Annotated in this window: 10 protein-coding genes; 5 read left to right on the forward strand and 5 right to left on the reverse strand. The window is 65.0% G+C overall.

Going from position 1 to position 13,480, the window contains the following annotated elements:
• Window positions 1-39: 39 nt before the first annotated feature.
• Window positions 40-1,530: an aldehyde dehydrogenase family protein gene (locus GWQ44_RS13260; protein WP_103739551.1), complete on the reverse strand. Its 1,491-nt coding sequence runs from the start codon at window positions 1,528-1,530 to the stop codon at window positions 40-42.
• Between the two features lie 170 nt (window positions 1,531-1,700).
• Here GWQ44_RS13260 and GWQ44_RS13265 point away from each other — a divergent pair, with 170 nt between their 5' ends.
• The 3 genes from GWQ44_RS13265 (at window position 1,701) to nadE (ending at window position 4,850) form a co-directional block, all read left to right on the forward strand.
• The gene (locus GWQ44_RS13265) at window positions 1,701-2,603 is read left to right on the forward strand and encodes a LysR substrate-binding domain-containing protein (RefSeq protein ID WP_275927533.1); all 903 of its coding nucleotides are present in this window, start codon (window positions 1,701-1,703) and stop codon (window positions 2,601-2,603) included.
• Between the two features lie 201 nt (window positions 2,604-2,804).
• Window positions 2,805-4,019, forward strand: a complete 1,215-nt coding sequence (gene pncB / locus GWQ44_RS13270; protein WP_016967879.1) for a nicotinate phosphoribosyltransferase — start codon at window positions 2,805-2,807, stop codon at window positions 4,017-4,019.
• Window positions 4,020-4,022: 3 nt separating this feature from the next.
• Entirely contained in the window at window positions 4,023-4,850 is an 828-nt protein-coding gene (nadE, locus tag GWQ44_RS13275; protein WP_047301368.1) for an ammonia-dependent NAD(+) synthetase, read from the forward strand.
• Between the two features lie 154 nt (window positions 4,851-5,004).
• On the opposite strand, the gene azu is transcribed toward nadE, so the two are convergent.
• Window positions 5,005-5,451, reverse strand: coding sequence for an azurin (gene azu / locus GWQ44_RS13280; protein WP_047301366.1), 447 nt, complete (start codon window positions 5,449-5,451; stop codon window positions 5,005-5,007).
• A gap of 351 nt (window positions 5,452-5,802) precedes the next feature.
• Here azu and GWQ44_RS13285 point away from each other — a divergent pair, with 351 nt between their 5' ends.
• Window positions 5,803-6,390: a TIGR00730 family Rossman fold protein gene (locus GWQ44_RS13285; RefSeq protein ID WP_016966113.1), complete on the forward strand. Its 588-nt coding sequence runs from the start codon at window positions 5,803-5,805 to the stop codon at window positions 6,388-6,390.
• Between the two features lie 68 nt (window positions 6,391-6,458).
• Entirely contained in the window at window positions 6,459-6,629 is a 171-nt protein-coding gene (locus GWQ44_RS13290; protein ID WP_016966114.1) for a hypothetical protein, read from the forward strand.
• 97 nt (window positions 6,630-6,726) lie between these two features.
• Here GWQ44_RS13290 and GWQ44_RS13295 read toward each other — a convergent pair whose 3' ends face one another.
• From GWQ44_RS13295 to GWQ44_RS13305, 3 genes are all read right to left on the reverse strand, one after another.
• Window positions 6,727-7,617: a transglutaminase family protein gene (locus GWQ44_RS13295; protein WP_047301364.1), complete on the reverse strand. Its 891-nt coding sequence runs from the start codon at window positions 7,615-7,617 to the stop codon at window positions 6,727-6,729.
• Window positions 7,617-10,103, reverse strand: a complete 2,487-nt coding sequence (locus GWQ44_RS13300) for a circularly permuted type 2 ATP-grasp protein (protein ID WP_275927534.1) — start codon at window positions 10,101-10,103, stop codon at window positions 7,617-7,619. Before GWQ44_RS13300 ends, GWQ44_RS13295 begins: the two co-directional genes overlap by 1 nt.
• Before the next feature lie 87 nt (window positions 10,104-10,190).
• Complete coding sequence (locus GWQ44_RS13305; protein WP_275927535.1) at window positions 10,191-13,466, reverse strand: transglutaminase family protein; 3,276 nt, start codon at window positions 13,464-13,466, stop codon at window positions 10,191-10,193.
• Between the last annotated feature and the right edge of the window lie 14 nt (window positions 13,467-13,480).

The following is a 13,480-nucleotide window of genomic DNA, read 5'->3' on the forward strand; positions in this document are numbered from 1 at the left end:
CAAACCTCCCCGTAGGAGCGAGCTTGCTCGCGAAAAGACTCAATCGAAGGTAATGCCCTGGGCCAGCGGCAGTTCCCGGGAGTAGTTGACGGTGTTGGTCTGGCGTCGCATGTAGCCGCGCCAGGCGTCGGAGCCGGACTCACGACCACCGCCGGTTTCCTTCTCGCCACCGAAGGCGCCGCCGATTTCCGCGCCGCTCGGGCCGATGTTGACGTTGGCAATCCCGCAGTCGCTGCCCACCGCCGACATGAACCGCTCGGCTTCACGCACGTCGGTGGTGAAGATGCAGGACGACAGGCCCTGAGGCACGGCATTGTTCAGGCGCAGGGCTTCCTCGAAGTCGTTGTAGCCGATCACATAGAGGATCGGGGCGAAGGTTTCGCTGCACACCACATCGCTCTGCTCCGGCATTTCGACAATCGCCGGCGATACGTAGTAGGCATTGGGGAACTGCTCCTGCAACTGGCGCTGACCGCCAAAGACCCGGCCGCCTTCGCTCAGGGCCTGTTCCAGGGCGTCCTGCATGGCATCGAAGCTGTGCTTGTCGATCAGCGGGCCGATCAGGTTGCCCTGCAGGGGGTGACCGATGCGCACTTTGGAGTAGGCCGCCTTGAGCCGGGTGACGATGTCTTCTTTCACCGACTCGTGGGCAATCAACCGGCGCAAGGTGGTGCAGCGCTGGCCGGCGGTGCCGACGGCGCTGAACAGGATGGCGCGCACGGCCATGTCCAGATCGGCGCTCGGGCCGAGGATCATGGCGTTGTTGCCGCCCAGTTCAAGAATGCTGCGGGCAAAGCGCGCGGCGACTTTCGGCGCCACTTCGCGGCCCATGCGGGTGCTGCCGGTGGCGCTGATCAGGGCCACGCGCGGATCGTCCACCAGGGCGGCGCCGGCGTCGCGGCCGCCAATGATCACCTGGCTCAGGTACTCGGGAGCGTCCTGGAAGTTCTTCAGCACCCGCTCCAGCAACGCCTGGCACGCCAGGGCGGTGAGCGGGGTCTTCTCCGAAGGCTTCCAGATCACCGGGTTGCCGCAGACCAGCGCCAGGGCGGTGTTCCAGGCCCAGACCGCCACCGGGAAGTTGAAGGCGCTGATCACCCCGACCACGCCCAGGGGATGCCAGGTTTCACGCATGTGGTGGCCCGGGCGCTCGGAAGCGATGGTCAGGCCGTAGAGCTGGCGCGACAGGCCGACGGCGAAGTCGCAGATATCGATCATCTCCTGCACTTCCCCCAGGCCTTCCTGGGTGATCTTGCCGGCTTCCCAGGACACCAGTTCCCCCAGGTCGGCCTTGTACTCGCGCAGCACCTCACCGAATTGCCGCACCAGCTCGCCACGACGGGGTGCCGGCACGTTGCGCCACAGGGCGAAAGCATGCTCTGCACGACTGACCTGCTGCTCCACCTCGGCGGCGCCCTGCCAGTTCACCGCGGCGATCTTGCTGCCGTCGATGGGCGAATGCACAGGCTGGGAGCCCGATTGGTACAGGGCCGGGTTGACACCCAGACGATCAAGCAATGCGGCAACCATGGGGTTACTCCTGACAGATGAACGCGAAAGATCCAGGCCGCCGTGACGGCCATCAAGGCCTGTAGTTGTAGCTGGCCCGAGACTTGCCAACAAACGACCTTTAAGCGAGATATCATTCCGTTTATTCATGCTGAGCCGGTATCCAGCACCGATAAGAACAAGGACCACCCATGCTGAACAAACGCTACCTGCCGTCGATCACCGCCCTGCAGTGTTTCGAGGCCGTGACCCGGCACCTGAGCTTCACCCGCGCCGCCGAGGAACTCAACCTGACCCAGAGCGCGGTGAGCAAACAGGTGGCGCAACTGGAAGAGCTGCTGCAGCACCTGCTGTTCCGCCGGGTGCGGCGGCGCCTGCAACTGACCCCGGCCGGCGATCTGTACCTGGTGGAAGTGCGCAAGATCCTCACCCAGGTGGAGATGTCCACCCACTACCTGCGCTCCTATGGCGGCGAAACCGAAGTGCTGCGGGTGTCCACGCCCTACACCTTCGGCGCTCGCTGGCTGGTGCCGCGCCTCAAGGGCTGGCGCCTGCGCCACCCGCATATCCACCTGGACCTGTGCAACGAGCAGGAGCCGGACGAACTGCTCCAGGGCCACGCCGACCTGGCGTTCTACTTCGGCCAGGGCGCGCGCCCCGGCACCGAAAGCCTGAAGCTGTTCAGCGAGGAACTGGTGGCGGTCTGCGCCCCGGACAGCCTGCCCGCCGAACCCTTGACCGACCCGCGGCAACTGACCGAACTGGTGCTGCTGCAGAACGCCTCGCGGCCCCAGGGTTGGCACGAATGGTTCGAACAGCAGGGCTACCAGACCGAACACAGCTATCACGGCCCGCGCTTCGAAACCTTCTACATGTGCATCCGCGCCGCCCAGGTCGGTTGTGGCGTGGCCCTGCTGCCGCGCTTCCTGGTGGAAGAGGAACTGGCCGAGGGCAAGCTGGTGATCGCCTGGAAGTACGCCATGCCCAGCCAGGACGCCTACTACCTGGCCTACCCCGAGCACTCGGCGGAAGTGCCCAAGGTCCGCGACTTCGTGCGCTGGATGCTCGAACACAACGACGTTCCCCTCCCGTAGGCGCCGGCTGGCCGGCGATGGAGCCCTTGAGCCCTGCACAAGGCTGAAGAGCCGTTCGCTGGCAAGCCAGCTCCTACGGCAGGAGAATGGCCCGCCGCAAAAATCGCTGGTCAAGCGCAGGACGTCTATGCGCCACTAGCGCCTTCATTGAAAGAGCTGAAGCCGCCGCTGTCCGTCGCGGCCAGCATGGAGATTCCCGTTATGAGCGAGAGTGTGTTTGCCGATCGCATCGTGCAGAACCTGCTCGACACCGACTTCTACAAACTGACCATGATGCAGGCGGTGCTGCACAACTACCCCAACGTGGAAGTGGAATGGGAGTTTCGTTGCCGTAACAGCGAAGACCTGCGGCCGTACCTGGCAGAGATCCGCTACCAGTTCGAGCGCCTGGCGGAACTCAGCCTGAGCGCCGACCAGCTGGGCTTTCTCGAACGCATCAGCTTTCTCAAGCCGGATTTCCTGCGTTTTCTCGGGCTGTTCCGCTTCAACCTGCGCTACGTGCACACCGGCATCGAGGACGGCGAGTTGTTCATCCGTCTGCGCGGCCCCTGGCTGCACGTGATCCTGTTCGAAGTGCCGATGCTGGCCATCATCAGCGAAGTGCGTAACCGCTACCGCTACCGCGAGATCCAGCTGGTGCAGGCCCGGGAACAGTTGTATCGCAAGTTCGACTGGCTGACCGCCAACGCCAGCAGCGAGGAACTGTCCGAGCTGCAAATGGCGGATTTCGGCACCCGCCGACGCTTTTCCTACCGGGTTCAAGAAGAAGTGGTGAACGTGCTCAAGCACGATTTCCCCGGGCGTTTTGTCGGCACCAGCAACGTGCACCTGTCCCGCGAGCTGAACATGAAGCCCCTGGGCACCATGGCCCACGAATGGATCATGGCCCACCAGCAACTGGGGCCACGGCTGATCGACAGCCAGATCGCCGCCCTCGACTGCTGGGTCCGGGAATACCGCGGCCTGCTGGGCATCGCCCTGACCGACTGCATCACCACCGATGCCTTCCTCGGTGACTTCGATCTGTTCTTCGCCAAGCTGTTCGACGGTCTGCGCCACGACTCCGGGGACCCGATCCTCTGGGCGGAAAAAGCCATCGCCCACTACCACAAGCTGGGCATCGAGCCGATGAGCAAGACCCTGGTGTTCTCCGACAGCCTGACCCTGCCCCGGGCCCTGGAAATATTCCGCGCGCTGCGCGGGCGGATCAACGTCAGCTTTGGCATCGGCACCAACCTGACCTGTGATATTCCCGGTGTCGAGCCAATGAGCATCGTGCTTAAAATGGCCGCCTGCAATGGCCAGCCCGTCGCCAAGATCTCCGATGAAGCGGGCAAGACCCATTGCAAGGATCCCAACTTCGTCGCTTACTTGCGCCACGTTTTCCAAGTACCTGCCCAACCTGGCAAGGAGTGAATCATGCAAGCCGTACAGCGTGAGATTGCGCAGCAGCTCAAGGTCCAAGCCCCTTTTTCCGACCACGCCGCCCTGGAGGCGGAAGTCGCCCGACGCATCGGTTTTATTCAGGATTGCCTGGTCAATTCCGGGCTCAAGTCCCTGGTCCTGGGCATCAGCGGCGGCGTCGACTCGCTGACCGCCGGCCTGCTGGCCCAGCGCGCGATGCGTGAACTGCGCGAACGCAGCGGTGACGACAGCTATCGCTTCATCGCGGTGCGCCTGCCCTATGAAACCCAGTTCGACGAACACGACGCCCAAGCCTCGGTGGACTTCATCAACCCCGACGAGCGCCACACGGTGAACATCGGCCCGGCGGTCAAGGCCCTGGCCAGTGAAGTGGCGGCCTTCGAAGGGCAGCACGCGGTGTCCCGGGACTTCGTCCTCGGCAACACCAAGGCACGGATGCGCATGGTGGCCCAGTACACCATAGCCGGCGCCGCCCAGGGCCTGGTGATCGGCACCGACCACGCCGCCGAAGCGGTGATGGGTTTCTTCACCAAGTTCGGTGACGGCGCCTGCGACCTGGCGCCCCTGAGCGGACTGGTAAAGAACCAGGTGCGCTCCATTGCCCGCTATTTCGGCGCGCCGGAATCCCTGGTGGAAAAAGTCCCTACCGCCGACCTTGAAGACCTGTCCCCGGGCAAACCGGATGAAGCGTCCCACGGCGTCACCTATGCCGAGATAGACGCCTTCCTGCACGGCCAGCCGGTGCGCGAGGAAGCCTTCAAGATCATCTGCGACACCTACCGCAAGACCCAGCACAAACGCGTGATGCCCTTTGCCCCATGACCCACCTCGTTCTGTAGGACTCGGCTTGCCGGCGAAAGGGCCGCTTGATGCTGCACAAGGCTCAAGGACCTGTTCGCGGGCAAGCCCGCTCCTACAGATGCACCCACAAAAAAGCGCCCCGAGGGGCGCTTTTTTGTGCAGCTGGGCCTGATGCTTACTTCAGGATCACAGCGCCTTTCATCATCGAGTTGTGGCCTGGGAACGAACAGAAGAACTGGTAGCTTTCGCCCGCAGTCAGCTTCGACACATCGAAGGTCACCGAGTCTTTCTCGCCGGCACCGATGATCTTGGTGTGGGCGATGACGCGGGTGTCGCCTTCCTTCAGGTAGCTCTTGTCGATGCCAGCGGCCATGCCGTCGGTGGCGATGCCGGCCATGTCTGCGGTTTTGCTCAGGACCCAGTTATGGCCCATGACGTTCTTCGGCAGGCTGCCGGAGTGAGTCAGGTTCACGGTGAAGGTCTTGCAGCTCTTGTCGATGGTGATTTCCTTAGTGTTGAAGGACATCTGGTCGGTAGAGTCGACATCGACCTTGCATTCGGCAGCCATCAATTGGCTGCTGGCCAGTGTCAACAGGGATACCGCAACGAGTTTGGCAAACATGGTGAATCTCCAAGGCAGGGTTAACAAAATCCATCTGAATCCATGGGACCGAAGACTGCCTGAATTTCTCCCAAGTTCCTATGATGTGCATCAAAAAATTGTATACAACTCTCTGCTATCGGGCCGATCGAGACAATTAAACAGCCAGTGCCCAACGTGCTCCCTAAACTGCGCCCACCTGCACTTTCCGGAGCCTTGGTCATGCCCTTCAACAGCCTGTTTCGCAGCTTGCTCGCCGCCTACGCCTGTGGTGCCAGCGGCACCCATGAAACCCCGCAACGCGAGGTTTAATGCTTGGAGCCACGCCTGCCTGCCTTTACTCTGAGGCCCTCAATGACCTCGGAGTAAGGCATGTCGTTAACATCTGTCTGTGTATTCTGTGGCGCCAGCACCGGCACCAACCCTCTGTATCGTGAAGCCGCCCAGGCCCTGGGCCGGGCCATTGCCGAGCGCAAGCTGACCCTGGTCTACGGCGGCGGCGCGGTGGGCCTGATGGGCATCGTCGCCGATGCAGCCCTGGCGGCCGGCGGCGAGGTCATCGGGATCATTCCGCAAAGCCTGAAAGACAAGGAAATCGGCCACAACGGCCTGACCCGCCTGGAAGTGGTGGACGGCATGCACGCGCGCAAGGCGCGCATGGCCGAACTCAGCGATGCCTTCATCGCCCTGCCCGGGGGCCTGGGCACCCTGGAAGAGTTGTTCGAAGTCTGGACCTGGGGCCAGCTGGGCTATCACCACAAGCCCCTGGGCCTGCTGGAAGTGAGCGGCTTCTACGAAAAACTCAGCGGTTTTCTCGACCATATCGTCGGCGAAGGCTTCGTCCGCGCCCCGCACCGTGACATGCTGCAAATCAGCGACTCGCCCGCCAGCCTGCTGGATGCCCTGGACGCCTGGAAACCGTCGGTGGCGGACAAGTGGGCCGACAGCAAACCCAGTTAACGGTCAACACCCGATTACAGGCAGAATACGCGCCGCTCAACCTCACCTTCGACCCCAGAGGATCGCCCATGGCCAAACCCAATTACTCCTTCGCCAAACGTCAACGTGACTTGGCCAAGGAACAGAAGAAAGAGGAAAAGCTGCAACGCAAGAAAGCCGCCGCCGAAGAAAGCAACGCAGCGGATGCGGATCCTGAAGTGAGCATCGACGACACCGAACCCCAGGCCCCCCAGGCCTGACCTGCCCCGTAGGAGCTGGCTTGCCAGCGAAAGCGCCTTCCAGCCCTACGCCGTCTTCGCCAGCAAGCCGGCGCCTACACGATTGGAGATGGCCGCGTCATGCCAGGGGCATGACGGTGACCCGGACATCAGGGTCATGGCTGCCCCCTCCCAGAATCACTCCCCGCAACGGCGACACATCGGAAAAATCCCGGCCCCAAGCCAGGGTGATGTGTTCCAACGCCGGCTGCACATTGTTGGTCGGGTCGAAATCCACCCAGCCCAGCACCGGGCAAAACACTGAAACCCAAGCATGGGAAGCATCGGCACCGATCAGCCGCGGCTGTCCCGGCGGTGGCTGGGTCAGCAGGTAGCCGCTGATGTAGCGCGCCGCCAGCCCTCGCGAACGCAGGCAGGCGAGCATCAGGTGCGCGAAGTCCTGGCACACCCCACGGCGGCGCTCCAGCACCTCCACCAGGGGCGTGGCCACCTGGGTCGCCTCGGCATCGAAGGTGAACTCGCTGAAGATTTTCTCCATCAACGCCTGGACGCCCAGCAGCAAGGGTCGGCCCGGGGGAAAACAGCTGGCGGAAAACTCGACGAAGCTTTGCTTGAGGTGCACATAAGGCGACTCGAAGCGATAACGGCAGGCATCCAGCACCTGAGGCGCCAGGGGCCTGCCGCTGTAGCTCAGGCTGTTGCGGGCAGCGTCCCAGGCCTCGGAAGCCGCGAAGTCCAGGGGCGGCCGGTCCAGCACTTCGACGCTGAGCTGGGCGTTGACCTGCAACTCATCATGGGGCCGTTCGAAAGCCAGCCGGGTCAGGGGATTGCCGAACACATCCTGTTCGTCGCGGCGGCTGGTGGGTTCGGGGCTGATCAGCAACTGCCGCTCGCTGCACTGTTGCCAGGCACAGGCCCGGGGCCACAGGTGCGCCAGTTGCTGGGCCAGGGACACCGGGCTGTCATAGCGGTAATGGGTATCGTGGAATATCTGGTAACGAGCGCTCATCAGACCGACACCGTTTGCTGGCTGACATCATCCACATGGGCGAAATGCCGCAGGGCCAGGCGATCGGAAACCTGTCCGCTGACCTCGGCGATCTCCTGCAAAAGGTCCGCCAGCCCCTCCAGCGCCGCCCGCACGCTGGCCTGGCCGAACAGCGAGTTCTCAAGGCAGCCCAGATCGAAATGCGCCAGGCGCTCCACCAGCTTGGGCAGCGCCAGGTCGCGCGGCACGCCGAAGTCGTCATTCAGACGCTTGAGGGTGCGGGTCACCAGCTTGAGCTGGAACAGCACCGCGTGGGGGTTCTGCTCGTCGAGCAGCAACAGGTCGAGCACCGGGATCAACTGCGCCACGGCCAGGTAACGCGAGCGATAGGTGATGCTGCTGTTGCCCAACTCCAGCAGCCACTCCAGGCCCGCCTGATCGAAGGCCGCGGTGCCCCGCAGGAAGGCCGCCAGGCTGCTGCTGAGAAATTGCAGGCGCTCGATACGCCGGCCGATCATCAGGAAGCGCCAACCTTCGTCCCGGGTCATGTCGTCCAGGGCAAAGCCCGAAAGCGCCGCCAGGGACATCACCAGGCGGTTGAGAAAGTCCAGCAGCTCTCCGAAGTCCGGCTCCTGGGTATCCAGCTCCTGGGCCTCGCGCTGCAACTCCACCAGGGCCTGCCAGTTTTCCCGGGACAGCTTGCCGCGCACCTGGGACGCCGCCCACTGCAGGCGCTGCAGGTTGGAACGCAGGCTGAACGACCAGTCCTCGCCCAGCAGGGCCGCCAGCAGGCGCTCGGGCAACTCGCCCTCCTCCGGCAGCAGCATCAGGCTTTCCCCCAGGTCCACCGCGGCGCGCAAGGCTTGCGGGTCATCGCCATCGACGTAGCGCGCCAGCATGATCCGCAACAACCGCGCGCTGTCGTCACAGCGCTCGCAGTAACGGCCGAACCAGTACAGGTTCTCGACCACCCGCGATGGCAGGTAGGGGTCGCGACGCACCAGATCGTAGACGCCAATGGTGCGCTGGGCCTTCCACTGCTCGCCGCTGGGGGCCCGTTCCCCCAGCACCCAGGTGTCCTTGCTGGCGCCGCCGCGCTGCATCGACACCGCGTCGGCGTCAGCGTCGGCGGCGACCCGGGTCAGGCCGCCGGGCAGGACCCGGTAGCCTTCATCACTGGCCACCGCATAGACCCGCATGCCGATCGCCCGGGCTTGCAGCCGGCCGTCCTCGGCCTGCCAGACCGGCGCCTGGGACAGTTGCGGCAGCTCCTGGGCGACATAGGCATACGGCCGCGCGCGCATGCGCTCGGCCAGGCGCTGGCGCTGCTCGGGACTTAGGTCGCGGCCCAGCACCGGGGTAAAGCTCTGGGATGGAAACGCCGGCTTGATCAACAACTGCGGAAGCTTTTCCAGGGCCTGTTGCAGCACAGGCGCCTCACCACACCACCAGGTGGCGATGGACGGCAGGAGCAACTCCTCGCCCAGCAGGAACTGACTGATCTTCGGCAGGAAGCCCAGCAGCCCGGGAGACTCCAGTACCCCGCTGCCCAGGGCATTGGCCACCAGCACCCGGCCCTGGCGCACGGCGTCGAGCAGGCCGGGCACCCCCAGGGCCGAATCGGTACGCAGCTCTAGGGGATCGCAAAAATCATCGTCGAGGCGCCGCATGATGGCGTGCACCCGACGCAGGCCGCTGAGTGTCTTGAGGTAGACCGTGGCGTCGCGCACCGTCAGGTCGCCGCCTTCCACCAGCGGATAGCCCAGCTGGCGCGCCAGGTACAGGTGCTCGAAGTAACTCTCGTTGAAACGCCCCGGAGTCAGCAGCACGATCAGCGGCGCCTCGGCATCCCGGGGGGCCTGGCGGGCCAGGGTTTCCTGCAGGGTGCGGAAGAAGCCGGCCAGATGCTGCACTTGCAGGTCGCGGTACAGATCGGGAAAGGCCCGGGACACGATCATGCGATTTTCCAGGGCATAACCGGCCCCCGACGGCGCCTGGGTCCGATCGGCAGTGACCCACCAGCGACCATCGGGGGTGCGCGCCAGATCCACCGCATACAGATGCAGGAAGGTCGCCTCGGGCGGTTGGATGCCCTGGCACGGCCAGAGGAAATTGTTGTGCCCGAACACCAGCTCGGCAGGCAACAGCCCTTCGCTGATCAGGCGCTGCGGGCCGTACAGGTCTGCCAGCACGGCATTGAGCAGGCGCGCCCGCTGGGCGATCCCGGCCGACAACTGCTGCCATTCCTCCACCGGGATGACATGGGGCAGCAAATCCAGCTCCCAGGGCCGGTCGGCCCCCTTGGGATCGGCATAGACGTTGTAGGTGACACCGTTCTCGTGGATCTGCCGGGTCAGCAGCGCCTGGCGCTGAGCCAGTTGCGCGGGGCTGCTGCGCTGCAGCTGTTCGAGCAGGCGCCGCCAGTGCGCCCGCACCGCACCCTGGTCATCCAGCAGCTCGTGGTAGGTACCCGCCGTCAGCGGGTAGCGGTCTAGCAAGTCAGGCATGGAACACTCGGCAGACGGCAGGGAAAGGCAGATTAACCCACAGCCATGACGCCCGGATATGGCTATATCGCGGGCGTCGCAGCGGGACTAAAAGCGTCGTAAATCCAGGGTCATGGGCATTTCCTGGTTGTGGGTCGGCGGCGCAGCCCGCAGGCTGCCGGGGCTGTGGCCGTGGCGGAAAAAGCGCGCCATGCGCCGGCTTTCCGCCTCATTGGCATTGACCGGCAGGCTGTCGTAGTTGCGTCCTCCAGGGTGGGCCACATGGTATTGGCAACCGCCCAGCGAGCGCTGCATCCAGGTATCCAGCAGGTCGAACACCAACGGCGCATGGACCGGGATCATCGGTTGCAGGCAGTTGGCCGGCTGCCAGGCGCGAAAGCGCACCCCAGCGACGAACTCGCCAACCCGCCCGGTGGGCTGCAAGGGCACCGGCACGCCGTTGCAGGTCAGCACATGCCGCTCGGGCGTCAGCCCGCTGACCTTGACCTGCAAGCGCTCCAGCGAGGAGTCGACGTAACGCACCGTGCCCCCGGCCGCGCCCTCTTCCCCCAGCACATGCCAGGGCTCGAGGGCCTGACGCAACTCCAGTTCGATACCGCCGACGGCATAGTCGCCCACCTTGGGAAAGCGAAACTCCCGGTGCGCGGCAAACCACTCGGCCTGCAAGGGATAGCCCGCGGCCTGGAGCTCCAGCAGCACATCGGCGAAATCCTGCTCGATGAAATGCGGCAGCAGAAAGCGATCGTGCAGCTGCGTGCCCCAGCGCGCCAGCCGGGCCGGAGCGTAGGGCTCGCGCCAGAAGCGCGCCACCAGGGCCCGCAACAGCAACTGCTGGACCAGGCTCATGCGCGCGTGGGGCGGCATCTCGAACGCGCGCAACTCCAGCAGCCCGAGACGCCCGGTGGCGCCATCCGGCGAGTACAGCTTGTCGATGCAGAACTCGGCGCGGTGGGTATTGCCGGTGACATCGATCAGCAGGTTGCGCAACAGGCGGTCCACCCGCCACGGCGGGCATTCCTCGCCCGGCGCGGGCATCTGCGCGAAGGCAATTTCCAGCTCGTAGAGCGCATCGTTACGGGCCTCGTCGACCCTGGGCGCCTGGGACGTGGGGCCGATGAACAAACCGGAAAACAGGTAGGACAGCGACGGGTGGTTGTGCCAGTAGCTGATCAGGCTGCGCAGCAGGTCCGGGCGGCGCAGAAACGGCGAGTCCCCCGGGGTGGCGCCGCCCAGGACGAAATGGTTGCCGCCGCCGGTGCCGGTATGGCGCCCGTCGATCATGAATTTCTCGCTGGTCAGGCGGGTCTGCCGTGCCTGTTCGTAGAGGAACTCGGTGCGCTCCACCAGCTCGTCCCAACTCACCGAAGGCTGCACGTTGACCTCGATCACCCCCGGGTCCGGGGTCACCCGGAAGTTGCCCAGGCGCGGATCCGCCGGTGGCTCGTAGCCCTCCAGCAGCACCGGACACTGCAACTCGGCGGCGCTGGCCTCGATCACGCTGACCAGTTGCAGGTAGTCCTCCAGTCGCTCCAGAGGCGGCATGAACAGGTACAGGCGCCCCTCCCGCGCCTCAGCGCACAACGCGGTGCGGGTCAGCCAGTCGGCGGATTGGTCGATCGCGGGAACCCGCTCCTGGGCGGCCGCCGGCTCGGCGATATCCGCCAGTTGCGACGGGCCCGGCAGGTCCGCAAAGTCCTGGTTCGGATCCTGGGGGTGAATGAAGGGGTACTCCGCCGCCGTCACCCAGGGCTGGGACGCCAGGGGCAAGCGGTAGCCCAGGGGCGAATCCCCGGGCACCAGGCGGCAGTGGGTGTCGCGCAGGTACCAGCGCCCGCTCTGCCACTGGTCGCCCTTGGCCGTGCGCGCCAGGGGCAGTACCTGGCCGATGACCTTGTCCAGGCCCTGGCTGAACACCTTGCGCAGCCGCTGACGCTCCAGGGCGTCTTCCAGCCGCGAGTCTTCGGCGCTGACGTTCAGCGGCAGGCGGCCTTCGCACCACAGGTAGTAGAAATGGTCCTCGTAGGCGGGGAACACGAAGCGCGCCGGCAGTTTCAGGCGCTCGGCGACAGAGGCCAGAAAACGCCCGGCCAGTTGCGCATCGGCGGCGTAATCCTGGTGCTCGTCGGCAATCAGGGCATGGTTGTGCCAGATCGGCACGCCGTCGCGCCGCCAGTAGCCGTTCAGCGACCAGCGCGGCAATTGCTCCCCCGGGTACCACTTGCCCTGCCCGAAGTGCACCAGCCCCTGGGGGGCGTAGCGCTGGCGCAGGCGCTGGAACAGCTCGCCGGCCAGGCGGCGCTTGTTCGCCCCGAGGGCCGCGGTGTTCCATTCGGCGCCGTCGGGATCGTCGATGGCCACGAAGGTCGGCTCGCCGCCCATGGTCAGGCGCACATCGCCTTGCTGCAGCTCCTGGTCGATCTGCCGCCCCAGGGCCTGGATCGCCGCCCATTGCTCATCGGTGTAGGGCTTGGTCACCCGGGGGGCTTCCCAGATCCGCTCGACACTCATGGCATGACTGAACTGGCACTCGCAGGGCTCCACCAGACCGCTGATGGGCGCCGCTGAAGAAGGATCGGGGCTGCAGGCCAGGGGTATATGCCCTTCCCCGGCAAACAGCCCGGAGGTGGCATCCAGGCCGATCCAGCCGGCACCGGGCAGGTAGACCTCGCACCAGGCATGCAGGTCGGTGAAATCCACGTCGGTGCCCGAAGGACCGTCCAGGGCCTTGACGTCCGCGGTCAGCTGGATGAGGTAGCCGGAGACGAACCGCGCCGCCAACCCCAGGTGGCGCAGCAGCTGCACCAGCAGCCAGGCCGAGTCACGACACGAGCCCGACGCATTGACCAGGGTCTGCTCCGGGCTCTGCACCCCGGGCTCCATGCGGATCAGGTAGGCAATGTCGTCGCTGAGCCGCTGATTCAGGCCCACCAGGAAATCCACGGTCGGCACTGGCGTGCGCGGGATGGCGTCCAGGTAGGCCTGGAAGGTCGGGGTCAGGGGCAGGGTTTCCAGGTAGGGCGCCAACTCCCGCCGCTCATCGGCGGCGTAGCTGAATGGGATCTGCTGCGCGTAGGGCTCGAGGAAAAAATCGAAGGGGTTGAACACTGCCATTTCCGCCAGCAGATCCACTTCGATGCGCAGCTCGGTGGTTTTCTCCGGGAACACCAGGCGCGCCAGGTAATTGCCCTGGGGGTCCTGTTGCCAGTTGATGAAATGCTCCTCGGGCTCAACCTTCAAGGCATAGGCCAGAATCCGCGTGCGGCTGTGGGGCGCCGGGCGCAAGCGGACGATCTGCGGGCCCAGCTCGACGGCGCGGTCGTAGCGATAGTGCGTGACGTGGTGCAATGCGACATGGATCGACACGGCGTGCCTCCTGC

Source organism: Pseudomonas sp. 3MA1 (genome assembly GCF_029237275.1).
In the GTDB taxonomy this organism is placed as follows: Bacteria; Pseudomonadota; Gammaproteobacteria; order Pseudomonadales; family Pseudomonadaceae; genus Aquipseudomonas; species Aquipseudomonas fluorescens_AP.